30 protein-coding genes and 1 pseudogene are annotated in these 24456 nt (G+C 38.7%); 16 read left to right on the forward strand and 15 right to left on the reverse strand.

Features of this window, described 5'->3' with window-relative positions; all coding sequences use genetic code 11:
• Positions 1–25 precede the first annotated feature (25 nt).
• The 4 genes from JCM15074_RS15910 (at position 26) to JCM15074_RS15925 (ending at position 4864) form a co-directional block, all read left to right on the forward strand.
• Entirely contained in the window at positions 26–1450 is a 1425-nt protein-coding gene (locus JCM15074_RS15910) for a 3'-5' exonuclease (protein WP_025822352.1), read from the forward strand.
• Positions 1447–2079: a DarT ssDNA thymidine ADP-ribosyltransferase family protein gene (locus JCM15074_RS15915; protein ID WP_025822354.1), complete on the forward strand. Its 633-nt coding sequence runs from the start codon at positions 1447–1449 to the stop codon at positions 2077–2079. The genes JCM15074_RS15910 and JCM15074_RS15915 overlap by 4 nt, the downstream gene beginning before the upstream one ends.
• Positions 2080–2090: 11 nt before the next feature.
• Positions 2091–3743 carry an ADP-ribosylglycohydrolase family protein gene (locus JCM15074_RS15920; RefSeq protein ID WP_148300820.1) on the forward strand — a complete coding sequence of 551 codons (1653 nt, stop codon included), beginning with the start codon at positions 2091–2093 and terminating at the stop codon, positions 3741–3743.
• Positions 3744–3889: 146 nt separating this feature from the next.
• Positions 3890–4864, forward strand: coding sequence for a transposase (locus JCM15074_RS15925; RefSeq protein WP_025822357.1), 975 nt, complete (start codon positions 3890–3892; stop codon positions 4862–4864).
• A gap of 300 nt (positions 4865–5164) precedes the next feature.
• Here JCM15074_RS15925 and JCM15074_RS15930 read toward each other — a convergent pair whose 3' ends face one another.
• Complete coding sequence (locus JCM15074_RS15930) at positions 5165–5434, reverse strand: hypothetical protein (protein ID WP_025822359.1); 270 nt, start codon at positions 5432–5434, stop codon at positions 5165–5167.
• A 194-nt stretch (positions 5435–5628) separates the two neighbouring features.
• Between JCM15074_RS15930 and JCM15074_RS15935 the strand changes: the two genes are divergently transcribed.
• Positions 5629–6063 (forward strand): hypothetical protein, encoded by a 435-nt coding sequence (locus tag JCM15074_RS15935; protein WP_025822361.1) that lies wholly within the window; start codon positions 5629–5631, stop codon positions 6061–6063.
• Here the strand turns inward: JCM15074_RS15935 and JCM15074_RS23765 are convergent.
• The 3 genes from JCM15074_RS23765 to JCM15074_RS15945 are packed head-to-tail and all read right to left on the reverse strand — an operon-like array spanning position 6050 to position 8040.
• Positions 6050–7003 carry a carotenoid oxygenase family protein gene (locus JCM15074_RS23765; RefSeq protein WP_159105305.1) on the reverse strand — a complete coding sequence of 318 codons (954 nt, stop codon included), beginning with the start codon at positions 7001–7003 and terminating at the stop codon, positions 6050–6052. The two genes, JCM15074_RS15935 and JCM15074_RS23765, sit on opposite strands and share 14 nt — an antisense overlap.
• Complete coding sequence (locus JCM15074_RS25295; RefSeq protein ID WP_051536927.1) at positions 6976–7587, reverse strand: carotenoid oxygenase family protein; 612 nt, start codon at positions 7585–7587, stop codon at positions 6976–6978. The genes JCM15074_RS23765 and JCM15074_RS25295 overlap by 28 nt, the downstream gene beginning before the upstream one ends.
• 9 nt (positions 7588–7596) lie before the next feature.
• Positions 7597–8040, reverse strand: coding sequence for a DUF2141 domain-containing protein (locus JCM15074_RS15945; protein WP_025822363.1), 444 nt, complete (start codon positions 8038–8040; stop codon positions 7597–7599).
• 134 nt (positions 8041–8174) lie between these two features.
• On the opposite strand from JCM15074_RS15945, the gene JCM15074_RS23775 reads away from it, so the two are divergent.
• The gene (locus JCM15074_RS23775; protein ID WP_025822366.1) at positions 8175–9011 is read left to right on the forward strand and encodes a LytTR family DNA-binding domain-containing protein; all 837 of its coding nucleotides are present in this window, start codon (positions 8175–8177) and stop codon (positions 9009–9011) included.
• A 29-nt stretch (positions 9012–9040) separates the two neighbouring features.
• Complete coding sequence (locus tag JCM15074_RS15955; RefSeq protein ID WP_025822368.1) at positions 9041–9346, forward strand: zinc-ribbon domain-containing protein; 306 nt, start codon at positions 9041–9043, stop codon at positions 9344–9346.
• A gap of 74 nt (positions 9347–9420) precedes the next feature.
• Here JCM15074_RS15955 and JCM15074_RS15960 read toward each other — a convergent pair whose 3' ends face one another.
• The gene (locus JCM15074_RS15960; protein ID WP_025822370.1) at positions 9421–9672 is read right to left on the reverse strand and encodes a DUF2999 family protein; all 252 of its coding nucleotides are present in this window, start codon (positions 9670–9672) and stop codon (positions 9421–9423) included.
• A gap of 273 nt (positions 9673–9945) precedes the next feature.
• Between JCM15074_RS15960 and JCM15074_RS15965 the strand changes: the two genes are divergently transcribed.
• Positions 9946–10917, forward strand: a complete 972-nt coding sequence (locus tag JCM15074_RS15965) for a dihydroorotate oxidase (protein WP_025822372.1) — start codon at positions 9946–9948, stop codon at positions 10915–10917.
• Here JCM15074_RS15965 and JCM15074_RS15970 read toward each other — a convergent pair.
• The 8 genes and pseudogenes from JCM15074_RS15970 to JCM15074_RS15995 form a co-directional block, all read right to left on the reverse strand.
• Complete coding sequence (locus JCM15074_RS15970; protein ID WP_148300821.1) at positions 10904–12511, reverse strand: EAL domain-containing protein; 1608 nt, start codon at positions 12509–12511, stop codon at positions 10904–10906. The genes JCM15074_RS15965 and JCM15074_RS15970 overlap by 14 nt on opposite strands.
• Positions 12512–12726: 215 nt before the next feature.
• Positions 12727–13413, reverse strand: a complete 687-nt coding sequence (locus tag JCM15074_RS15975) for a peptidoglycan DD-metalloendopeptidase family protein (protein ID WP_025822376.1) — start codon at positions 13411–13413, stop codon at positions 12727–12729.
• Entirely contained in the window at positions 13400–14350 is a 951-nt protein-coding gene (locus tag JCM15074_RS22640; protein ID WP_199899821.1) for an MFS transporter, read from the reverse strand. Before JCM15074_RS22640 ends, JCM15074_RS15975 begins: the two co-directional genes overlap by 14 nt.
• A complete protein-coding gene (locus JCM15074_RS24615; protein WP_199899822.1) occupies positions 14317–14673 on the reverse strand; it encodes an MFS transporter in 357 nt (118 codons plus the stop codon). Before JCM15074_RS24615 ends, JCM15074_RS22640 begins: the two co-directional genes overlap by 34 nt.
• Before the next feature lie 83 nt (positions 14674–14756).
• Complete coding sequence (locus tag JCM15074_RS15985; protein ID WP_159105306.1) at positions 14757–15479, reverse strand: sulfite exporter TauE/SafE family protein; 723 nt, start codon at positions 15477–15479, stop codon at positions 14757–14759.
• Positions 15480–15653: 174 nt separating this feature from the next.
• Complete coding sequence (locus tag JCM15074_RS22645) at positions 15654–16754, reverse strand: NupC/NupG family nucleoside CNT transporter (RefSeq protein WP_373278914.1); 1101 nt, start codon at positions 16752–16754, stop codon at positions 15654–15656.
• Positions 16746–16927 (reverse strand): annotated as a pseudogene (locus JCM15074_RS25675) (Na+ dependent nucleoside transporter N-terminal domain-containing protein); the annotation flags it as partial. The gene JCM15074_RS22645 and the pseudogene JCM15074_RS25675, both read right to left, overlap by 9 nt.
• Positions 16928–17436: 509 nt before the next feature.
• Positions 17437–18000, reverse strand: coding sequence for a hypothetical protein (locus JCM15074_RS15995; protein WP_025822380.1), 564 nt, complete (start codon positions 17998–18000; stop codon positions 17437–17439).
• 172 nt (positions 18001–18172) lie between these two features.
• On the opposite strand from JCM15074_RS15995, the gene JCM15074_RS16000 reads away from it, so the two are divergent.
• The 5 genes from JCM15074_RS16000 (at position 18173) to JCM15074_RS16015 (ending at position 21091) form a co-directional block, all read left to right on the forward strand.
• Positions 18173–18667: a peptidylprolyl isomerase gene (locus JCM15074_RS16000; protein ID WP_025822382.1), complete on the forward strand. Its 495-nt coding sequence runs from the start codon at positions 18173–18175 to the stop codon at positions 18665–18667.
• Between the two features lie 176 nt (positions 18668–18843).
• Complete coding sequence (gene pnuC, locus JCM15074_RS16005) at positions 18844–19569, forward strand: nicotinamide riboside transporter PnuC (protein WP_025822383.1); 726 nt, start codon at positions 18844–18846, stop codon at positions 19567–19569.
• On the forward strand, positions 19566–19877 hold the full coding sequence (locus JCM15074_RS25300; protein ID WP_267880191.1) for a phosphorylase family protein: 312 nt from the start codon (positions 19566–19568) through the stop codon (positions 19875–19877). Before pnuC ends, JCM15074_RS25300 begins: the two co-directional genes overlap by 4 nt.
• A complete protein-coding gene (locus tag JCM15074_RS25305; protein WP_267880192.1) occupies positions 19829–20296 on the forward strand; it encodes a phosphorylase family protein in 468 nt (155 codons plus the stop codon). Before JCM15074_RS25300 ends, JCM15074_RS25305 begins: the two co-directional genes overlap by 49 nt.
• Positions 20297–20410: 114 nt before the next feature.
• Positions 20411–21091, forward strand: coding sequence for a Crp/Fnr family transcriptional regulator (locus tag JCM15074_RS16015; RefSeq protein WP_025822385.1), 681 nt, complete (start codon positions 20411–20413; stop codon positions 21089–21091).
• On the opposite strand, the gene cfa is transcribed toward JCM15074_RS16015, so the two are convergent.
• Together cfa and JCM15074_RS16025 are read right to left on the reverse strand one after the other, a co-directional pair.
• Positions 21088–22212: a cyclopropane fatty acyl phospholipid synthase gene (cfa, locus tag JCM15074_RS16020; protein ID WP_025822387.1), complete on the reverse strand. Its 1125-nt coding sequence runs from the start codon at positions 22210–22212 to the stop codon at positions 21088–21090. The two genes, JCM15074_RS16015 and cfa, sit on opposite strands and share 4 nt — an antisense overlap.
• A gap of 226 nt (positions 22213–22438) precedes the next feature.
• On the reverse strand, positions 22439–22804 hold the full coding sequence (locus JCM15074_RS16025) for a hypothetical protein (protein WP_025822389.1): 366 nt from the start codon (positions 22802–22804) through the stop codon (positions 22439–22441).
• Positions 22805–23006: 202 nt separating this feature from the next.
• On the opposite strand from JCM15074_RS16025, the gene JCM15074_RS22655 reads away from it, so the two are divergent.
• The 3 genes from JCM15074_RS22655 (at position 23007) to JCM15074_RS16035 (ending at position 24451) form a co-directional block, all read left to right on the forward strand.
• Positions 23007–23399 carry a DUF4234 domain-containing protein gene (locus JCM15074_RS22655; protein ID WP_051536928.1) on the forward strand — a complete coding sequence of 131 codons (393 nt, stop codon included), beginning with the start codon at positions 23007–23009 and terminating at the stop codon, positions 23397–23399.
• Between the two features lie 28 nt (positions 23400–23427).
• On the forward strand, positions 23428–23634 hold the full coding sequence (locus JCM15074_RS23780) for a hypothetical protein (protein WP_148300822.1): 207 nt from the start codon (positions 23428–23430) through the stop codon (positions 23632–23634).
• 163 nt (positions 23635–23797) lie between these two features.
• Entirely contained in the window at positions 23798–24451 is a 654-nt protein-coding gene (locus tag JCM15074_RS16035; protein ID WP_051536930.1) for an HAD family hydrolase, read from the forward strand.
• The last annotated feature ends 5 nt before the right edge of the window (positions 24452–24456 follow it).

A 24456-nucleotide genomic window follows, 5' to 3' on the forward strand; every position in this document is an offset into this window, starting at 1 on the left:
TATTTTGCATTAAAGAGCTAACTTAATGAAAACTCTACAGACTGTGGTTCCTACACCAGAGCAAATGAAGCTAATGGTTTGGCCTAGACCGGGTACAAAAATAATTAGAGGTGCTGCAGGCAGTGGAAAGACAACTACATCAATTTTGATGATGAAGTTATCAATAGGTTGGTTGGTCGACCACTTTGCTCAAAATAATAATGAAAGTCCCATCAAAATAAGAGTATTTACTTTCAATAGAACTTTAGCTGCTTATATTGAGGATTTAGTAAACCAAGAAGCAATTATTCCTTCAGACGTACAAAAAAAATTAGATGTGGAAGTTATAACTTTATCTAAATATATGTATAGACGTATGGATTATCGTCCAAATATATGGAATGCAAAAGTACAAGAAGAAAAAATAAAAGAACTAGGTATGTCAATCTCCTTAACGGCTCAGTTTTTAGCCGATGAAGTAGAGTATTTACAGGGGCGTTTAGATGGGGATGATTTAGAGAGTTATATTGATATGGAACGAACTGGTCGAGGAGGAAAGCCGCGTGTTGATAAGCAACTTAGGAGGCAAATTCTCGATGAAGTGGTGTATCCATATATTGAATCTAAAAAAGTTGCTGGTGCATTGGATTGGAATGACCTTGCTTTAATCTTTTCAAAAGAGAAGTTTGATGATATTAACATTGCGATTGTCGATGAGGCTCAAGATTTTTCAGCTAACCAACTAAAAGCTATAACAAAACAGTTAGCAGATGTTAATTTCACAACGATTGTATTAGATACGAATCAAAAAATATATAAGCGTGGTTTTACATGGAGAGAGGCTGGTATTGATATTAAAGAGACCTCTTATGCTCGATTAGAACGGAATTATAGGAATACTATTGAAATTGCAAAATTTGCAAGTAAATTGATAGAAAACTCGTTAATAACCATTGATGATGATGGTACTTTACCTAAATTGGATGAAATAAGAAGGAATGGTCCTAAACCAATAGTGATAGAAGGACGATTCAGAAGGCAGATGGAATATGTGTTTGAGTATTTGTCTAGCCATGTTGATTTATCAAATGAAAGCGTTGGCTTCCTTCATGCAAAAGGGGGGGGGTGGTTTGATGAGCTTAAAAAGACGCTTACAAGAAAAGGCTTAGAGTTTGTAGAAATTACAGGTGAAAGCTATTGGCCCCCTGCTGATACCAACATTGCGCTATCTACGATTCATTCAGCTAAAGGGTTGGAATTTGACTATGTGTTTATAGTGGGATTAGAGGATAGACATTTTTCTTTTGCTTCCGATGATAATGAAGATGTTGATTATTCAACAGTAATAAAATTATTATCGATGGCTATCACTAGAGCGAAGGAAAACGTGATTATTAGTTATAACAATACAAGTAAACCGTCATTCTTAAAGCACTTAGATGATAGTACTTATGAGATGGTGAGAGTATGATAATAATTGACGAGGTTAATCAAAGAGATATCACTGAAGTTTTACACTTCACCACGAATAGTGGCTTTCTGGGGATGCTTGCTCAGTCCCAAGTATTACCAAATTCAAAGCTTCATAAGGAAGACACTCTAGCATTTATATTCAAACAAAATTCAGAATCTCGTAAAGAAAAAAATCCAAAGTGGCTCGACTACATTAACTTGTCGGTATCAAAGCTAAATTATGAATTTTTTGGGTACTCACAGTACATACACCGTGGCGTAGATATGTTTTGGGTTGTCCTTTCATTTTCTACTGAAATACTTGAACATGAAGGTGTTTTTTTTACTACAACAAACAATATTTATCCTTCTTGCAATCGTTCACAAGGCTATAAAGGATTTGTTGATATGTTTAACAATCCGATAGAGGGAAAATTTCAAGTTAAGTATTATCGAAGTGATGAACATTTACCTTCATGGACTACTTGCGAACAGGCTGAGGTATTATACCCAGATGGTCTTTCATTTGAGTATCTTAAAAAGATCTATGTTCCTGATGAAGCTTCCAAGTCTTGTGTAAAGGCTCAGATGTCTTTGTATAATAAGTCTATAGAGACGCTTGTTGATCCAAGTGTATTTAAGAGGTAATGGTTGAGAATATGATTAAATTAAAAGAAATAAATACTGTTAACTCTGCTCTATGGGCTGCATACGGTGATGCCTTAGGCTTTATTACAGAGTTGGCCGACTCAAGGATGGTTAGTAAAAGGACTGGTGCTGTAACAGTTGTTGAACTGGTGGAGTGGAAACGAAAAATAGGTGGTACATACGGACCATCAGTTTCCATGCCGGTTGGTACATATTCTGACGATACTCAATTACGCCTTGCGACCTCTCGGTCTATCAATTGTGACGGCTACTTTAGTATTAATGCATTTTCAAAGATTGAGCTACCAATATGGTCAGCATATGCTCTTGGAGCTGGGATTGGGTCAAAAATAGCAGCCTCATCTTTAGCGAAAAAAAATGTAGCTTGGTATAACAATTTTTATCAAGGTAAGTCATTATACATTCACTCTGGTGGTAATGGGGCTGTAATTAGAATCCAGCCTCACGTTTGGGCATGCCGAACACCTGAAAACCCAGAGTCATTTTTAAGTGATATAATAAAAAATTCGCTTACCACTCACGGTCACCCTAGGGCTATTGCAGGAGCTGTTTTTCACGCGCTTTCGTTAGCATATACGATGACGATGAACAGAGTACCTAATATAAATGATGCAAAGGTTTTCAATCAGTGGACTCGAGAAATTCCAAGAATTATTAGACAAGAAATTAATTTAAGCACTGCTTGGGTTCCAACATTTGAAGGTCAATTTGGTAAGAGTCTTGAAGAAGCATACGAAGATGTACACTATGAAATATCAGAATTGATTGATTCTGTTTCTAACTGGAATAACAGTAAAGATAAATCTTATAAAAGCTTAGTTGATATATTAGATTTGAAAAATGTTCAAATTAGAGGTAGTGGAACTTTAACTGCTATTGCTGCAACTGCTGCTGCCTCAATAGAAGAAGATTTAACCACCTTGTTAGTCTCAATAGTGAACGTTTTAGGTACGGATACAGACTCTATTGCAACTATGGTTGGAGCAATCCGTGGTATTGTTGACGATTCAGTCCCACCGCAAGATGTTCAGGATCAATTATATATTATTAATGATGCGCAAAGGCTTTATAGAATATCTATTAATAATGAATCTAATAATTACAAATACCCAGACATAATGCATTGGAAAGTAGCATCTTCGACATTAGACTATGTAGTCAACTGTGAAGGTCAGTTAGTATTCCCTCCTTTCGGTGTAGTTATTGAGCAATCAGAACCATTTAGTAGTAATAACACTGAGTCGTATAATTACTGCTACCAATGGGTATCTTCGAGTATTGGACAATCTTTTTTAGTTAAAAAAAGAAATAGAGAAGCTATTAAGTCTGTTGAGATGCATCAATCGATAAGTGTGGTTCAACCTAAAGCAAAAGAGAAAAAAACTATTCCCCAATTAGAAATAGACTTATCGGTAAATAAAGGCGCACAAGATTTAACAGAACAAACTAATCAGCGTATTTTAGATATTGATTCCTTGACCGCTGATGCTATTGCTGGGAATTTTGATCCGAAAATGATTGGGTTACATTTGATTGATATCTCGCATTCGGATTTAGGGGTTAATGGTGCGGTTGCTTATTCTGCAATCATATCAAAGGCTATTTCTGCTAGGCAAAAGAGAACAAAAAAGCAATATCAATAAATATTGGCAAGTTAGAGGTATCGTGAACAATGACTTTACATTGTGATTATTGTCTTAACGAATGGACTAATTCGAGCCACCCATAATAGTGGTTATATTTTGGTCTTGAACTAGACTTATTGAATTGGGATTTTGGGAGGCATGTGATGGCGATACCAAGAGAGCGGTTAGTGAGTCTAGAAGATACGTCTTATTATCATTGCGTGAGTCGTTGTGTTCGTAAGGCCTATTTGTGCGGTGTTGATAGCTATACGGGGCAGTCTTATGAACATAGACGTGATTGGATAGAAGAAAGGTTATTGCAATTAGCACAGGTATTTAGCATCGACATTTGTGCTTATGCTGTGATGAGTAATCATTTGCATGTGGTGTTAAAGGTTGATGTTGAACGAGTACAAGCATGGTCTGATGAAGACGTGATAGTGCAGTGGCAAAAACTGTTTAAAGGGACTTTGTTGACCCAGAAGCTATTAAAAGGCGACAAGATTGAAGTTCATGAACTTGAAACCTTAAATAAAACTATCGCTGAATACCGTAAACGATTAATCGATATCAGTTGGTTTATGCGCAGTCTTAATGAGCCTATTGCTCGTAAAGCCAACAAAGAAGATAAATGTACAGGTAGATTTTGGGAGGGGCGATTTAAATCTCAAGCCCTGCTTGATGAAGCTGCAATACTTGCTTGTATGGCATACGTGGATTTGAATCCTGTTCGAGCGCAGATTGCCAAAACACCAGAAACCTCAGATTACACCAGTATTAAACGCCGCATCAAAGCTGCCATTAAAGGCGAACAACCATCAGAACTATTACCCTTTATTGGTAATGAACATACCAATATGCCCAATGGCTTAATGTTTTCGGTACAAGACTATCTACAATTGGTCGATGACACGGGCAGACAACTACGTGATGATAAATGTGGTGCAATTGCTACAAGTACCCTTGATATTCTTTCAAGGCTCAATATTCCGTTAGAAAATTGGCTTAAAATCACCTCTGAATTTCACGACTTGTTTAAAGGTGCTGTAGGTACGCTACAAGAGCTGACTCAGTATTGTGAACATCTAGAAAAACGACGACGGCATGGTGCGCAAATGTGCCAGCAGATGTTGGGATAGCCATTTAATTTCTATACTTAATACCATTATATTTATCGAATTAAAGATTCGAGATTTAGGCTGTGTATAAATTATTTCATGGTCTGTAAATCCGACAAATACTTCACTTTATGATGGTGGGTGAGTAAAAAAATAATTGTTCAGTGCCGCATGAATAGAAATATTTATTAAATCACTTTAGCTGAATTAACTAGATTTAAAATGGGTGGCTTAATAAAAGAAAGTGGCTATTGATGTGATAAATCAAGGTCGATAAACAGTGCCAATGAACTCACTGACACTGTCTTTTACTGGGGATTTTTACTCGGTAAATGCAGCTTGAGCCTTTTCTAATTCTTGCTCATTTTTAAGCGTCATCTTTTGTTCAGATTTGTTCTTTGCTTCTTGCTGAAGCTCAGCTTGTCTTACTTTAAAGTCGTGTTTTTCTGGTTTAGTCAGAAATTTAAAGGCTTTATTATTGGCAAGCGCGTAGGCGACAACGTCTTCGCCTTTTACTCTGCGCTCATCGACTCGTTGTGAAAAGCGTTCATTATCACGGGCTTTACGTTCTTCTGCGTTTAATCTACTCATATTTTTATATCCTCATTAGTTATTTGCGGTAGGAGTGGCTACCTTCAGTCAAACAAATGAGAGTGGTACACATTTATAAAGCTGATGCGTTATATTAGCATAATCTGGCTGACAGCCTTATGGTATCTATCTTTATTCAGCGTTAGAGCTTGTGGCTATATGAAGGTGTTGATTATTGATTAACGTTTGGAGGCATGACTTTGATTGCATATAGCGGTAACTGTGAATGTGGTAATAGTCGGGTGACTGTTTATCTTCCTCAAACCTTGGACAAATATCACCCGCGAGCATGTGATTGCAATTTTTGTGTACCGAGACAACTGAGTTATCTTTCAGATCCTGATGGGATGCTTGAAATTGAAGGCCTGCAGCCTTTTAAGTTACAACGGCAGGGCTCTAATAAAGCCGTATTTGTGACTTGTCATGAATGTGACACGGTTATTGCGGTCACGTTTAAGCGAGCAAATGAGCTTAAAGGCGCACTAAATTCACATTTGTTATCGGATGCTGCGCTCTTACAACCGGCTATCTCTGTTTCACCTAAGCAGCTCAGCGCTAGTGATAAAGTCAGCCGCTGGCAAGCGCTTTGGCTTGCGACTTCTATTAATGGCAAAGTTAAGCGGCAATAAAATTACCATGAAATCCTAATGGCAGATGATAGGGCAGCCAAGCTCTAGCGATGGGGCCGGCGCTAATATCATGTTTGCTGAATATATTTAGACAGGTTCTTTTACTGGGGACGTGCAGCGCCGTACCGATTAAATAACCTTGGTCTTCGTTATGGTTTGGACTTATCGGAATATGTTCTTCCACTAAATAATCTGCCCCATAATCAAACCTATCTTCTTTACCTGTATCGAGATTACGCGCAACAACACTATCGCTCCACACGCTATTGGTGGTGTTGGATGTATAGAATAACAGGTGGTTTTGCTGGCCGATTAAGTGGTGGCATACCCGCGGGAATTCACTGCTGTCAGTAAAGTTGTGTTGGCTCACTTTACCTTGTTTATGTAAGGTAAACAGATGTGTGTTTGCATCACTATATTGTTCAAAGGTTTTGCCTTGCATCACGTCGGATAACTGAGTCATTACAGCAAAATCTTGATAAAGACTGGCATCAAAGTGAATATCACCTTGGTTATCTTCCCATGCGTTACCAAAGTGGAAAACCATCCCCGGCGGAAGTTCATAAGTGCGGCTCAAGGTGAGCGTATTTTTATCGATGACTAATGCTTGCATGGGAAGCTTTGGGTCGAAATAGATCCCGTTAAATAAACCTGCAATCGTCATGTCCCGTTTTAGGGACGGCAAAACCAGAATGATATGACGTGCTGTGATTAAGAAGTCGTGCAGCACACCGCTAAAATTGCTCTTTACTATATTGACCTGTTTGGCGCGGCCATTTGCCGTGAGGTGGTACAGTACAATATCACCGGAGGGATGCAGTCCAAAATTCCAAATATCGCCGTTAGCCTCTATTCTTGGATGGGCTGAAAAAGGTAATCCTTTAAGTTGGTTGTCGTAATGGCTGTTTTCTCCTAAATTGACCAAGCGATTAAACGACAAATCATCACTATTAATGGCTGTGGCGGAGCTCCTTCCCAAAGCGCCCACAGCTCGTTATTCACTTTAATGATATTGGTGTTGGCAACGTTAACTTGGTCGGCATTGGTTACGGCTAAACTATTTGGTATTTGTGTGGCGGGGCCTGAAAATAAAAATTGCTGTGCGAGCGCTTCTTGCTGAAATTTAGGTGTCGCCACAAATTTACCCTCATGGCTGACTTTGCCGTCTTGAATGATAAACCGCTGCAACATGCCGTCACCTTCAAATAGATGTTGGTAACGTATTTCACCGCGGTCATGGCATGCGGGGCCATTACGCATAAACCAACCGTTTAATGCTTTAGGAATATCTCCTTCTACGGTAAGGGCTACTTTATTGAAGTTAGACTGTGCGCTTTGAAAACCAATTAAGTTTGGATTGTGTTTTACCGCTTGGGTAAATTGTTGTTTAGCGTTAAAGACTTTAGTGTCAGATGGCACTAACACATTCGCCGATAAGTGGCTCGTACTCGCCCCGCCCACTAAACCAAGCGCGGTTAGCGCTTTAATAAATTGACGTCGCTCATATCCATTATTGTTTAGCATGACAGCCCCTTAATAAATGACGTGAGATTGGTTTTGTACGATTGCTTGGTCTGCTGCTAATGTAAATTTAATCGCTTGATAGCTCACTGGCCCATAATTGGGTTTGGCATTATTTGAGAACCCATAGCCCTCAGTTGGCATACCCATTAAGTTAGTTTCCAACTTACCATTATTATTTTCATCGTGGAAATAGCGGATTGCATACTCACCCGCAGTGAGGTTAGGAAAAGTAAATTGCGCACTACTTGCTGTGACTTTTTGCATTGTAGAGTTTTCAGCTATGCCTGCAGTAAAGTTCTGCTCACCTTTAAATAGTTGAATATAAATGGTCCCTTGTTGCGGTGAAATGGCATTAATTTGAAAGTCGATTTGTGCAGCGTGAGTTGATGTGGTTATGATAGTTGTTAATAGAAAAGAAGTGATTTGAACATACTTTTTAATATCGGCAGCCATAAATTGCTCCTATTTTTAAGCTTGATTTGTGGGATTGAATTTAAGTACATGGTAGTTGCGGTACTCGAGCAAGCTGTTCTTCGTGAGTGATGACAAATACTTCGTATTTTGGACTTTTAATGGTAAGGATCCCTTTGACGAATCGTGAAACTTCCCTGAAAAAACAAAATGATGATAAGCCATTAAATAAAATCGACATCCTTAAGAACGCATTAATAGTCGCTGTGCTTGGTGTCGTTATTGGATTGTTGGCGCCATTTGGTATGCATAAAATACCTGTGTTGACATCGGTGAGCTATTGGGTGATCAGTTGCTTGGTGGGTTTTGTTATTTATCTGCCTTGTATTCATCTTAGTGATATAAAACTTAAGCACATCATTAAACGTAAATGGTTGCGAGTCGGGTTGGGCTGTATTCCCGCGAGTCTGTTAATGAGCATTGCCGCTGCTGTGCTGACTTGGCTATTTTTTGATGTTCGTATCACGTTAGGTTGGCCGTTTTTGGAAAACGTTGCACGTACCAGTCTTATTGGTGGCATTTTGACTACGGCAACCTTTTTTCGAGAAGTTTTTGAGTCGCAGCAGGAGCAATTATCGCAAACTGAGCAGCAGCTTAATGTCGCTAAATTATCACCTGAAATAGAGATTGATTTAAATTATCAAGAATTTATGACGATGCTGCCGCTTGAATATCGGGGCCAATTATTATGTTTACAGATGTCAGATCATTATCTAACCGTGCATACTGATAAAGGTCGTCATACTATGTTAATGCGGTTAAAAGATGCCATGGTATTACTGCGGGATTATGATGGCATGCAAACACATCGATCATGGTGGGTGGCTCATGATGCAGTGGTTAAAATCGTTAAAGATGGCCGAAAAACTCACTTAATATTGAGCAACGATCTTACTGTGCCAGTATCGCGATCATTTTTGGTCAAGGTGAGTGCAGCGGGTTTTGCTAAATAGGGGACGATAGATATGTTTTTTTGATGGGAATGGATAAAAAATATGAGTTTATAGATGACACTATTCAGTGTCACTGTCAGTGGTGCGGCGCAGAAAAACATTGGCATTTTTATCAAGAAACTGAATTAGCCTCTTTGTTTTTTATCACAGTGTGGCGTTTTACACCGGATTACTTTTTGGTGTGTGAAACTTGCCAGTATCCTTTTAAATTACCTCGAAGTTTAGGTAAGCAGCTTATGGCTAATCAGTATGATCAACACAGTGCAGACCTGGCTGCTAGCTTATTAGTTGCAGATCAAACTCTTAATGTAAAAAGGTCAAGCACCAATGAGTAATATGGAAGGGATAAATTGTGTAACGAAAGTGGAAAGTTTTGACCACAAAATTGTGGTCAAAAATGGTCATTAGCTTATTTCTGTAGTTGCGCTTTAGCGGCTTCAACTTTTGAAAAATCTAAGCCAAGTTCTTCTACTGCTTCTTTGATTAAATCAGGGTTTTGCATCACCATCATCATCAATTGCTGTAGTTTCTCTTGTGGAATACCTAACTGACTAATGGTTGCCATTGCCATCATTGGGTTTTCTGTTAGCGTTTGAAAAATCTCTTTAATTTGAACATCACTGATATTGTGTTCTTTTAAAAGTGCAAGAATTGGGTTCATCACTTTACCTTCATTTTATATGGGCCAAACTTTGTAGAGATTTTAACATTCATCGCATCAATATCTATCAATAAAATAGTGGTTATTCTAAATTCATAAAATAGGGTATTTAGAATCTTACTTTTGTACAAAAAATATTCGGCATAGATCTAATAATTCATCGCAGTTGCTTGACCCTAACTGTTTGTTATTACTTAATGGTCTGCCTTAGTCGGCACAAATTATATTGATGAACTTAGTTCATTTATCCCTTATCAACGGAAGTTTAATTTTATGTCTGACCCTACTCCTGCTTGTCCCCGTAATACTGCTGAATTTGTCGATTTAACAACCCATATTGGCGGAATCGCTTTAGATAACTATCTGTTTAATGCTTCTGGGCCGCTGTGTACTAGTGAAGCTGAGTTAACCCAACTTGGTCATAGCGCCACAGCGGCGATTATGACTAAGTCATGTACGATACTGCCGCGTGAAGGTAATGCCGAGCCGAGATACCAAAATTTGCCTTTAGGTGCACTGCAATCAATGGGATTGCCTAACCTTGGCTATCAAGCTTATTTAGCCATGTTACCGCGCTTAAAATTATTAAATAAACCGATTGTGGTGAGTATTTCTGGTTTTAGTGTGACCGATAATCAAACCATGGTCAGTGCTTTCCAACAAAGTGATGCCGATTTAATTGAAGTTAATTTTTCATGCCCTAATATCGAGGGCAAACCCCAGCTAGGATACGATTTTGAGCAAACAGATCAGGCGCTTAAAGTATTGTGTCAGCTAGGTGATAAGCCAATTGGTTTGAAGTTACCGCCCTATTTTGATTTTTCTCACTTTAGTGCCATGGCCGATATCATTAAACAGTATCCGATAAGCTTTATTACCTGTATTAACTCGGTGGGGAACACCTTGGTTATCGACGCTGAAACTGAATCAGCTATTATCAAACCTAAAGGTGGCTTCGGTGGTTTATGTGGTGATTATATTAAACCCATTGGTTTAGCTAATGTGCGCGCGTTTAGTACCTTATTACCTGAAAATATAGATATTATTGGTGTAGGTGGTATTAAAAATGGTACCGATGCGTTTGAATATTTACTTGCTGGTGCATCAGCGGTGCAGGTTGCGACCTGTTATGAGAAAGAGGGCGTAGAGTGCTTTAGTCGGATCAGTAATGAGCTAGCCACATTAATGGCCCGTAAGGGTTATAAAACCATTGCTGAAGTGAAAGGTCAGCTTAAAACCTTGTAATATGCAGATAGTTATTAGCATAGGGAGGCATATCCTCCCTATGTTGAATTTTGTTATTGGCTATAGCTGAGTTTGATAAACTCTTTGGCATTACTCGGTATGGAGAAGTAAAAGCTTGGCATAGGTCGAGGTTAAAGTTGTTGATTTTGTCTAATTCTATTGTATTTTCAACCCCTTCTACCACAATCATTAAGTTCATTGCATTACCTAATCGAGCGAGGGTCTCAAGCATATTACTGTTTGAAACCGCAAATTTATTTGAAATAAAACAGCGGTCTATCTTCATAATATCAAAGGGTAATTCTTGAATCGTAATCAAGTTTGAATAGCCTGTACCGACATCATCAATGGATAACAACACCCCATGTGCCTTAAGCATCAACATGATCTCTCTTATTTCATTTAAATGGGTAAATCTATTTTCGCTTTCAGTTAATTCGATAATGATATGGTTTTTGACATTAGGGGTCTCATCAACAAACCGGACGACTTTTTTTATAAACTCTTCATCAAGAAACATTTTAACCGTAAAGTTAAAACTCAACATAAAGTCATTATCAAAGTTGCTTAGTTTAAGAGTACTAAAGGACTTTTTGATAAAGTTAAAAGTGATGTCCTTGATTTCTTCAATGCTCTCAAGTTGTTCGATAAAGGCTTTAGGTGGCAATATTTCACCTTTATGATGCCAGCGGCATAATACTTCAGCGGCAATGAATTTATCCTGATGTAGTGAGTAAATACCTTGATAATAGGGGATAAACTCATTATTCAGTGCCGCTTTTTTTATCATGCGAAGCATGGTTTTTTGTTGTGAAAAATAAGACTCTAGCACTATGCGGATGCTATTAACTAAGATGAAAGAGAGAGTCAGACAAAATAAAAAAAGCCAGAACAGCTTAACTGGTTTTACCCCACTCATAATTGTAATATTTAAATGCTGTATGTTTTTTGTAACAGATAAATATAAGTCATCCTGATAATTAATTAAATGTGAACAAATGCTTGAGTCATCAATTTTGAAATTTGTAATATAATTATGACTATAATTAATGAGCAATTTTGAATAAAAGCTCATTAGATAGTATCCACTACCAAATTTGAAAATATAATTAGTGATATTTTTGTTAGTCGGATCTACAAACACTTTTGAAGGTACATTACTGTTAACGATTTTTTGTAGGTAATCAGGGATTTTTGATTTTTGATTGCCAGCAATATAGCTGTACATACTTTTATCTATATACGAAATTTCCATGATTTCAGGTGTTTTTACATCAATGCTTTTTAACACATCCATATTATGTTGGTTATTTAAATTATGATTTCCTTCAATAATAAGTTGTTGTTTATATATGATTTTATCAAGCAAGGTGGAAATGTTTTTAATTTGTATATTTTCGATCGTTCTTATAACTGAAAATGTTATAACTAGGGCTAGCAGTGTTACAAAAATCAAATTGTAAAATACACGTAAGCATCTTTTGATTAACATGGCTGTTAGCATCTTATAAACATAAATAGGGTAGTTATTTACCATCAATTTTGGATTATATTCTTTATCTTTGAATTCTGCTTGTTCTATTTTTACTGGCAAATAGTTAATATGGTTTATTTTTAATTTGACTTAGTCTCACTAATTAAAGTGGAACATATTTTTGACATTTAAGGCTACTTTTTATTGTTAAATAGTATTCAAAATAATACGGGATAATAAACTAATATTCATTATCCCGTTATAGATTGAATTAAATTCATTTTTTGGCGTTATTTATTAGCTAATTTATATCAAAAAGTCGTATGGCTGTTTATTTATTCAGCTAAATCTCGTCGTTTTAATATTAGATTTGGATTGGGGCAATTATTTAAGTAAAAGGTTTGTTCTTGCGGATCAACTACACCTGGATAGTCATCTGTATATGAGCCCATATCGTTAATGATTTGTAGATGTAAGTGTGGCGCCCAGCCGCCATTTTCTTGTGTTGTTCCCACACGAGCAAACTGCTCTCCAGCCTGTATTTTATCGCCGACTTGATGCTGCGATAAGCAAGCCGTGGCTAAGTGACCATAAAGGGTATAAAAGCTGTATCCTTCAAGTTGATGGTGCAAAATGATGGTCGGCCCATAATCACCATCTCCCTGATGGTTGGCTATGCTATGGATGCTGCCATCTAATGGTGCATAAATTGAGGTTGTAGCGGCGACGCCCAAATCTAATCCCAAATGCAGCGTTCGTTGCTGACTGTCTGCAAAATTATCTTTATCTTGATAAATAAAGCGCTGCTCTGCATAGCGGCCAATAACCATTTGAGCATTAATTAATTGTGCTTGTTGCGCTATTTCATCTGCAAAACTGTGGTTGGGAGTGACTCGTTGCCATATGGCCCCTGTTGCGGTGAGATCGACAATTAATGCTGGGCCAAATTGGAGTTTTCGGTCCAATAGCGGCATAAATTCTGTTTCGGCAAGAAGTTGCACTAATGGCTTATGATTGTGCATGAGTGGTCTCTTTAGATTGTGTGACTAAATCATTTTTAGATGCTGGCTTAGGAACGAGCAACATCGCCAATAGATAGCCAAAAGCCGCTATGACCGTTGGTAATATCAGTTGAATATTGACTAATACTGCAGTGAGATAACCTGTTAATGTCCATGCCAATCCAACCATGGCACTCGATAATGCCATCGCCCAGCCTTGGTCTATATCACTGGCTCGATTTGACAGTGCCGTAATATAAAATGGAAATGAAATAGCCACCATTACCGCGGTAAAGATCATGGCAATAACATGGGTTGTTGGGGTTGAGGTAATGGCTAGCATTACCATCCCTAGCGCTGCGAGCAAGGTGACAACACGTAGTGCTTGTTGCAAATTCATATAAGCTAAAATCAATCGTGGCAATAACAACAGTGATGTGATCATCACAACGCCAATGGCCATCATAAAGTATTGGTAGAAGTGGCTTTCTACTGCTATATCCCATTTTTGCGGCAAAATAAATGAGATATTTTGAAAGTATAAACTCCAACTAAATTGGCAAATAAAAACAATTGCTAAGCACGCGATAAAGCCGGGTTGAGTACGCGCTATTGGCTCAATAAATGATAACGGGTTTTCCTGTTTGCTTGCCTGTTGCGCTGGTAGCTTGACTTTGTTGAGTAGTAATAAACAGCTTATGGCAATTAATAAGCAAGCGTAAAAAGGAGCTTGTGGGCCATATATCTCGGTTAATTTACTGCCTAATGCTGGCCCAAATGACATCGCAGCCGTCATCACCACCGCCACTAAACTCATTAACGTAGCTTTGGTTTTACCTTGGCTATTATCGGCTAATATCGCTTGGGCAATGGGTTGACTGGCAGAGCCTAAACTATTGATCATATTGCCTGCAAATAGCAGTGCTACTGAGCCAATGACAATGGCATACACTGGCATAATAAACCAATGGCAGCAACAATTAAACATAATGAAATGATCAATTTACGACTAAATCTATCGGCAAAGCGGGCGATAAATGGCGTGAAAAACATCGAGATAAATGGTGCAGCAGACATGACGGTACCAAACAAGGTACGGCGCTCTTCTATCGGCATATTTTGCGCAATTTGCAAAGAGTGGTCAGTTAAAAATAAGCTAACATAGGCCGGAATTGTAATAAAGAATCCCGCCGAGCCTAAAAAAATAATAGCAAATAGAGTTATAAGTGTCGTGAACGGCAAGCATGAAGAATGAGTCGCCGCGTGAGTATTTTTATACATCGGATGCTCCAATAATTTATCCGAGTATTTTAGTCAGGTACTTAAACTAAGCAAGTCATATTTAACTATGTTGAGCATAATGACTACAGCATATGTATCCCTTCAGATAAAGAGATAATGGCCGAAATAGAACATAAGATTAAGACCGCATAGCGGATATATTGTGGCTTCACTTTTGAATGCCATTTATAGGCAAAATAGGTGGCAACAATAGGGGCTGGAAGCATAGTCAAACTCACTTGTACATCAGCTAAACTAAAGCGACCTGCAAAATAGAGCGCGGCTAAAGAGATTAGCCCTGTGATGGTAAAGAATGCAGCAAGATTCGCTTTGAGAACATCAGGATTTTCATTTTGCAATAAAATGGCTAATGGCGGCCCACCAATACCTGTTGCTGTGCCCATGATGCCAGAGAGCATACCGCCAAAGAATAAATTAATTTGGGTGGGCATTAACTGCCATTTAGTGAGGGTTAACATCACGACAAACAGCACACTCAACCCAAGAATGATGGCCAAATGTGCCTGTGAAATAATCATGAGGATGTAAGCGGCTAGAAATGTGCCTAAGATGCGCCCTACAAATGCAGATTTGAGCATGGCGAGAGACAGCGAGGTTCGATATTGGATTGTGGTAATTAGCGCTAATACCACGCCAATAAAAATAACGCCGCCGGGCATTAATCGTGGCTCAACAATCAGTAGTAATGGACTGGCGATGACGCCCATGCCAAATCCCACTAAGCCTTGTAAAAAACAAGCGCAGGCAAATATAGCGAGGCAGGTGAGATAGAGTGTGAGATCCAAGTTGGTCATCCAAAGTGTGCATTGAGCAATTTATCATACGCCGTTGCTGGTTGGTTAAGTTTGACACAGTACACAGTCTTTAAGAGAAATAGGTCGGAAGCATAAGTGAGGGGATTGTTGGTATGGGAGGAGATAAACTGGTGTACCAATATATACACCAGTTTATGTATAAGCTTAAAGGGTAACGAAAATACCTGCTAATGCAGCACTCATTAAGTTAGCCAGTGTTGCTGCTAATACCGCTTTAAAACCCATATTAGCAACGTCTTTACGACGTTCTGGCGCCATTGCACCAATTGAGCCAATTTGAATTGCAATTGAACCAATGTTAGCAAAACCACATAGTGCAAATGTCACAATCACTTGGGTATGAGACGATAGTGTATCTTTAATTGCCCCAAATTCTTGGAAAGCAACAAACTCATTTAATACTAGCTTTTGACCAATGAATGAACCTGCTTGCAGCATTTCATGGGTTGGTACACCAATAATGTAAGCAATTGGTGAGAATAAATAACCTAGGATTAATTGCATGCTAAAGGCATTGTGTTTAAACCAATCCGCAGTTGAAGTCATGCCGAGCTCGCCAGCTAAATGACCAAACCAGTGACCAACGGTTTCTAGGCCTGCGTTAGCAACAGCAATCACACTGACAAAGGCAAGTAGCATGGTACCAATCGCGACAGCGACTTTCATACCGTTCATCGCGCCAGCCGCTAGGGCATCAATTGAGTTGCTGTATTCACTCTTCTCTAATTCGATATGATCAAGATGCCCCTCAGCAGTCGTTTCTTCTGCTTTGTGAGTTTCAGGAATTAAGATTTTAGCCATTAAAATACTGCCCGGCGCCGCCATAAAGCTCGCTGCAATCAGATATTTTAATTCAACTCCTAAACCGACATAACCACCCAGTACTGAGCCTGCGACGGATGCCATACCACCTGTCATCACCATAAACAGTTCTGAACGTGTCATTCTTGATAAAAATGGGCGCACTAATAAAGGAGATTCTGCCTGAGAAAGGAAAATATTACCTGTTACCACTAATGATTCTGCGCGGCTAGTACCAAGCATGCGCTGTAGTGCACCGCCAATGATCTTAATAACCCATTGCATAATACCAAGGTGATAAAGCAGGGCGATTAAAGCACTAATAAAAATAATAAGCGGTAATACTTTGAAGGCGAAAATAAAATTATTTTTTACGAGGTTACCAAATAGGAATTCAATACCGACATTGGCAAAACTTAATAGACTCGATATACCATTACTCATTGAACCTAATATCTTTTGCCCAACTGGAATATATAATACCAAGCCGCGAAGCACGCCTGAATTAACAAGGCTCCGCCAACGGTTCTCCAATTAATCGCTTTACGGTTTTCTGAAAAAGCCATGGCGATAAGAACCAGTACCACAATACCGGCCAAACTAACTAACAACTGCATTATTTCGTCCTGCTATTTGATTAAATAAATGTCGAATAATGAAGGTTTTGCTGTGTGTTGCCATTGGAGATAACTGCTTTAGGGGATAAAGCAAATAGGAAGTCGCTAAGCGCGTGAGCTTAGTCTGTAGGGAGGGTTCCGCCCAATGAAACAACATACGAGTCACCTAAATTAACAAGCTAATATTAACGCCGGTCCAACTCCGTGGGTCGTTCACTTATCCAGGTGACAGCTTGTAAATAAGGTGGCTGAACTAAATATAAATTTAATTACATGTTCTGGCCGGAGGCGGAGTATATAGAGATCTGCTTCACATTAACAATGGATTAAGGTTATTTTTTATAATTATCTACTAATTGAGTAAAATCTAATCATGTGTGGCGAAATGGTTTTGGATTTGTTGTGATATGGCGGTGATTGGGTTTAATTATTGCAATATTGTTCGTCGCTGAAATTTACAATAATAACGCAGTATGAAAGCATACTGGCGTTATTATTAATGACTATATTTAATAGAAAGTGGGTTCACCTAGGTAGGTGATAACCAAGCGATTTTGATATTCATTTTTATAGTTCCAACGTGAAATATCATACATTGCGCGTTGATAACGGGCTTGAATAAATATTTGATCGCCTTGCTCTAACTCCATCATGCCATTTATTGCGGCAATACCTGGAATAGCACAGCCTGTATCAACATTGACAAAATTAACCGGTCCTAATGATGCATTTCCGCCAGGAGGTGTCGCATTTGGCATTGAAATACCAATTCTCAGTAAATATTTTACACCACATGCGAGCTGCGCGTAGCGAGCATCAATCTGATATACCCCAAATGCGGGTGCCGTGAAAATATGGGTGTCTTCATTAAATGAGTAGTTGTAGTTAATATTAGCTTGATTATATTCAACGACTTTAATGGCACCGTTGTTGGCTTCGGTAAGTTGATCTCCGCTGATAATTGCATCAACGAGAACTTTAGGTGCGAAGATAGTCTCTGCATAAGCGATAGATGTCATGCTAAATAATATTGCGATGAAGCTGGTCACTAATGATTTTTTAATTATTGTCATATCACGCCTCTTGTTTGTAACATTTGTTTTACAATTAGAGGCTACGCGTAATAATAAATAAAGTAAAGGCAGTTACTAAACCTTTAGGTTGGTTTTACCTGTCTGAATAGTTAGATGGAATACATTAATCACAGGTATACTTAGCCTTAATTCTTTAAATAAGTGACCAATTATGATTATTTTTACAACGAACTTTGGCGATATCCAAATTGAATTGGATATGGAAAATACGCCAGTAACTGCTAAAAACTTTTTAAAGTACTGCCAAGATGGCTTCTTTGAAGGTACGGTTTTCCATCGTGTGATTAAAGGCTTTATGATCCAAGGTGGTGGTATGACTGCTGATATGCATGAAAAGCCAACTCGTGATCCCATTACCAATGAAGCTAACCGTGGTGGCAGCAATGTGATTGGAACGATTGCGATGGCTCGTACCGATGCGCCACATTCTGCAACCGGTCAGTTCTTTATCAATACCGCCAACAATAGCTTTTTAGACCACACAGCTAAATCTAACAACGGTTGGGGTTATGCTGTATTTGGCCAAGTGACAGCGGGTATGGATGTGGTTAAGCAGATTGAAAAAGTGAAAACCACTTTTAGAGCGGGTCACGATGACGTGCCAGTTGAGCCTATCGTTATTGAAAAAGTAACAATTGTAGAATAACCTCTGTTATTTTTATCTTAAAAAGCGCTTTAGGCGCTTTTTTTGTAGCTGTTGTTCATTGATACAAATTTTTTCAATCTATGACGTGTCACAGGGTGAAACGGACAAATGTCCTGTTCGCTACTGCCGTTGCTCAATAAGATATTGCCAAATTATGCTGGATATAAGGAATTCAGATGGATTTTCTTGCTTGGTTCGATATCAATAATACGCTGGTTAATATTCCGATTGGCGGCGGTTACGCTATGTCGTGGATTGAGGCCATTGGTACCTGCTTTGGTTTGCTTTGTATCTGGTTTGCCAGTAAAGAAAAAACCATTAACTTCTTATTTGGTTTAATCAACGTTACTTTATTTGCCATTATCTTCTTCCAAATTCAGCTATACAGCTTATTGCTGCTGCAACTATTCTTCTTCTGTGCCAATGTTTACGGTTGGTATACATGGACCAAGCCAAGAGACGGCGTTGATGACGCATTAGAAGTGCGTTGGTTAAGTAAGCAGAAATTAATGCTGACTGCCGCTGTTAGCGTAGTGGGTATTGGCTTATTAACTGTCTATATCGATCCGGTATTTTTTGCATTAGCGAACTTATCTGTCGATATTTTGAATCTCTTTGGTGCTGGATTAGCTGCGCCTGTATTACAGCCTGATGCATTCCCATTTTGGGATGCAACGATGACAGTGTTATCGGTTATTGCTCAAATTCTGATGATCCGTAAGTATGTTGAAAACTGGATGATGTGGGTGGTGATTAATATTATCAGTATCGGTATTTACGCGGCGCAGGGCGTATATGCCATGTCGATTCAGTATCTTATCTTACTGTTTATTGCAGCCAATGGTGCTTATGGTTGGATGCTGACAGCAAAGAAAAACCAACAAGCTAAGGCGGCCGTATGAGCAAGCAACCGCATTTACTCATTAGTCCCGGCCAAATTGCCACTAAAGTATTGATTTGTGGTGAACCGGATCGGGTTAATCGTATTGCTGAGCAATGGTTAGATAATATTGAGCTGGTGGCTGAAAACCGCGAGTACCGTATTATCAACGGAACTTACCAAGGTCAAGCCGTCACGATATGCAGCACAGGAATTGGCGCGCTTCAACCATCATTGCCATCGAAGAACTCAATAATTGTGGCGTTAAAAGCATTATTCGAGTGGGCTCTGCTGGCGCGTTACAAGCCAATATCGGCATGGGCGAGTTAATTATTGCCGAGGGTGCTGTGCGCGATGAGGGCGGTTCTAAAAGTTATATTGCCAGCGAGTTTCCAGCCATTAGCGATCACCGTTTAGTGGCGGCGTTACAGACGTTTTTAAGCGACCAGAATATTGATTTTCATTTAGGTATTGTGCGTTCGCACGACAGTTTTTACCGTGATGATGAAGAGGCTATTTGCCATTACTGGAGTCAACGCGGCGTATTGGGCGCAGATATGGAGACGTCAGCATTATTAACTGTTGGACGATTACGTCAATTACAGGTCGCTTCGATTTTAAATAATGTGGTGTTATACCAACAAGATGTACAGGCTGGTATTAATAGTTATGTGGATGCGGAAGCAATAACCATGCAGGGTGAGCGTCATGCCGCCCAAGCCGCATTAGTTGCATTAACGCAGTCGTAATAGCCGTATTATGGTAATAATGAGCAATGGCTAACCTTAGGTTAGCCATTTTTTGGCGACTTTTACCTATAATCGGGGTATCTTGCGTTCATCTAGGCCGATAGAAAGCAAATTATGAAGCTCACTCCGTATCCCTCTAGCCGTTTTTCTGATTGGCTTAGCAGCAATTATACTGACTTTCGTCAAGCACTATATCAATGTCAAATCAGCACCTTACGATTACAAGCAAATGATTTTATTTTACGCCAAGGGCAGGTCGTTGATCAGTTAATGGTGGTGCCTGTTGGCTGTATTTCCATGAATATTAGTGCTGTAAATGGACGCCGTTTTCAACTCGGTGAAGTGAATTGTGATTACAGTTTATTTGGTGAAATAGAGTTTTTTACCAAGACCCCTTGCCAATGGTCAGTCATTGCGGATGAACGCCTTGATATTGATGTATTGTGTGTTAAAAAGATTGAAAAAATGCTCAGCGAGCAACCTCAATATGCGATCTATTTTGCTTCTGCGTTAGCGCAAGATTATTACGATTCATTAGATATTTACACCCACCGACTACTACATCCTATCACTTATAATATTGCTTATGATCTGTTGCAACATGGTGATTCATTAGCATTATTGGGACGCTTTTCTCAGGTCAATAAAGAAGCTGAACGGTTTGGCACCTCTAGCCGAGTCTATCGCCGCGCAGTCAAAACCTTAGTTGAGGCCGGCCTTGTCGAAAAGGTCGATAGTCAGTTACGAATTATTGACCGCGCGGGCTTACAGCAATTTATTGAAGGGTTAGATTAATAGGCTCTAACACTTTCGGGATGTTGATAACCTATTTTAGTGAGCGCCAGTTGCCAAAGATTTAGCTCTCTTGCGCGAAAGGCTGCTGCGCAGCTTAATAAATAGTATTGCCACATTCGATGAAAGGTTTCATCGTAATTATCTGATAGTTGTGGCCAAGCTTGTTCAAAGCGTTGATACCAAGCCATTAAGGTTTTATCGTAATCAGGGCCAAAATTGTGTAAGTCTTCTACATTAAAACGCTTTTCTGTTGCATGACCGAGTTGGCTGATAGAGGGAATAACGCCATTAGGGAAAATGTATTTTTTAATCCAAGGATCACAGCTATCAGTTGATACCACACCACCAATGGTATGCAGTAAGAATATGCCATGATCACTTAAGAAGCGTTCTGCACAATTAAAATACTCTTCATAATTCTCGGGGCCTACATGTTCTAACATGCCAATGGAGACAACATGATCATAGGGCTGTTCTGGCTCAAATTCGCGGTAGTCTTTTAAAATAAATCGTACGGGGAGATGTTGGCAGCGCTGTTGTCCTAATTTTGTCTGCTCGGCTGATAGGGTTAAGCCATCGCATATGACTCCGTAATGTTCTGCGGCGTAGCGCATAAATGAGCCCCAACCACAACCAATATCAAGTACCCGCTGGCCAGGTTGTAGATCAAGCTTACGGCAGATTAACTCTAATTTGTGGTCTTGTGATTCATTTAAATCATGAGCTTCACGCCAGTAACCACAGGTATATGCCATATTTTTATCTAGCATCTGTTCAAATAGATCATTACCTGTATCGTAATGGTATGAAACATCTTGTTTAGCGCGGCTAATACTTTGTGGATTAAATAAACTCTTTATTTTGGCTGCACCCAGTTTGATTTTAGTGAGGCCTGATATTTTTTTATCGATTTGAGCTCTTAGTAATTTATCCAGCATGACATCCATTTGTTGGCAACTCCACATACCATCCATATATGCTTCGCCAAAACCCAATGAGCCATGCTTTAAGACTTTATCAAATAAGGCTTCATTGTGAATTTGTAGGTCCCAAGGGCGGGTACCATTGATGGTAATATCTGCTTCATTTAGCAAGTTTTGAAATAGTTCAAAATTTGACATATGCAATGCGTCCTTATGTGAATGCAAATTTCCAAAAAGTGAACTGCGGATTGTTATTTTTAAAGCGGCTGCAAACTGTGAACTATATCACGCATTAATTTTAGTTAAGTGAAATATAATTTTTATCAAAATATTGTTATTTTTACTTTATTATCAAATAATTAAATTATTTTTCATAAAGTAAGTTAAGGCTGTTTATAACAGCCTTAATGATCAATAAATAAGATTAACCCCGTAGGCGTCTGAAGTTAAATGTCGATGAACTGTGCTGGCATTGTTTGATATAAATACAGCCAATATGACCGATTTCTGCTTGTAAGATATCAATGACATAGTCGATGGCAAGGGCATCAAGCTGTGGCTGTGCTTGCTTATCTGCATTGGCACTATGACGTGGGTAACTTAGTTGGTAATCGCCAGTTATTAGGGCGTAATATTCAATAATCTCTTTTAAATTTTGGTTGTTAACTAGCCATAAAGGCACGGCTTCTAATTGCCAAGCATCGCGATGAATGCCGACATCTTCAAAGATAATATTGACGTAAGGCTCGGTCGCTTCGTTACCCGCACTATAATATTCATTCAAAATCATATGGATTATCTCTGCTTGATTGAGTTAATTTATCATATGCTGATGAGGGCTGATTAACGTGATATTTATCATGAAATCTTGATGAAATATTAAACATTAACCTTGAGGTGGTTGTTTAATTATTGCTCGCTTTATGTCATTGATACTGCTAGCTTTGAACTTCTATTCGATAATAACAAGAACGTTAGCGGGAGGAAGCTCAATGGCAACCACAGAAAATGAAACGAATAGCAATATAGATAATCAAATTACAACTGACACTTCCGATACCCTACATAATAAGCAAGGCATTCCATTTTTTCATGTTTCGATTAATAAACTCATTATTATGTCTGTGGTCACTATGGGTTTATATACCCTGTATTGGTTTTATAAACAGTGGAAAGAGATAAAAATATATTATCAGTTAGATATTTGGCCAATCCCACGAGCAATATTTGCACTCTTTTTTACTCATTCATTATTTCGTTATATTGATGGTTATTTAGATGAAAATCAGCGTGAATATAAATGGCAAGGATCGTCAAGTGCAACGCTTTATGTGTGGATTATTATTATTGAGCTTTTTCACCAATTATTTTTCAGAAAATTTTGAAATGCCTTTATTTTGGATTATTACATTAATGGCGATTTCATTATTGCTCAATCTGCTTGCTATTATTCCCATTGTAAGAGCGCAAAAAGTGATTAACTTTATCCTATTACCTTTCGGTGCATTAAATAATAATCAAATTACTGGTGCTAATATATTTTGGTTGTTGATTGGTGTGTTGTCATGGGGCTTAATTGCTATGTCATTCTTCCATATACACAGTATATATGGCACTTAGTGAGTGTGAGTTTGTATATTGCTATTTGCTTATGTATGGAACTGCTTCCGGTTAACTTAGGTATAAATTGATTTTATTGACTAACATTAAGGTTAATGATGTTAGGTAAATCTCGATGAGACTCGGTTAGCCTAACTAAGTGATACCAATAGCGAGGTTCACAATGGCAATTGAGCATCATGTGATGTTTGATATAGATGGCACCTTAATTTATACCTACCAAACAGATTTAACCTGTTTTGCAGCCGCACTCGAAACCGTGTTGGGAATTAATCTGATTGATATAGAACATTGGCAGCAGGCACCGCATATTACTGGTTCTGGCATTATTGATTTTTATATCGAGCAACTTGGATTAACAGCCCAACGCAAGCACCTTCAATTACAAATTAAGCGGCAATTTATTTGTCATGTGAAATATCACTTACAGCATAACGCGGTACAGGCAGTGCCTGGTGGGCTCGGTTTTATTAATTATTTGCGACAACGTGGTGATATTTCAATATCTATTGCTACTGGTGGCTGGCTTGAAACGGCCTATTTAAAACTGGCTTCAGCGGGAATAGATGTGACTGATTTACCGATAGCGTCGGCCAATGATCATTATGCCCGTATTGAGATTATGAAATTGGCTTTAACCAAAGCACAAGTGACCCAGCAGCAAAAGCTGACTTATGTTGGTGACGCAATCTGGGATAAGCAAGCTTGTGAACGGCTTGGATGTAATTTTATTGTGCGTGGTGATAGGGTCGCTCATTCTCAACAAATTAACGACTTTTGCGATTACTCTAAGGTAATGGCATTTATTGAGTCTTAATTTTA

This window comes from Shewanella marina JCM 15074 (genome assembly GCF_000614975.1).
Taxonomy (GTDB): domain Bacteria; phylum Pseudomonadota; class Gammaproteobacteria; order Enterobacterales; family Shewanellaceae; genus Shewanella; species Shewanella marina.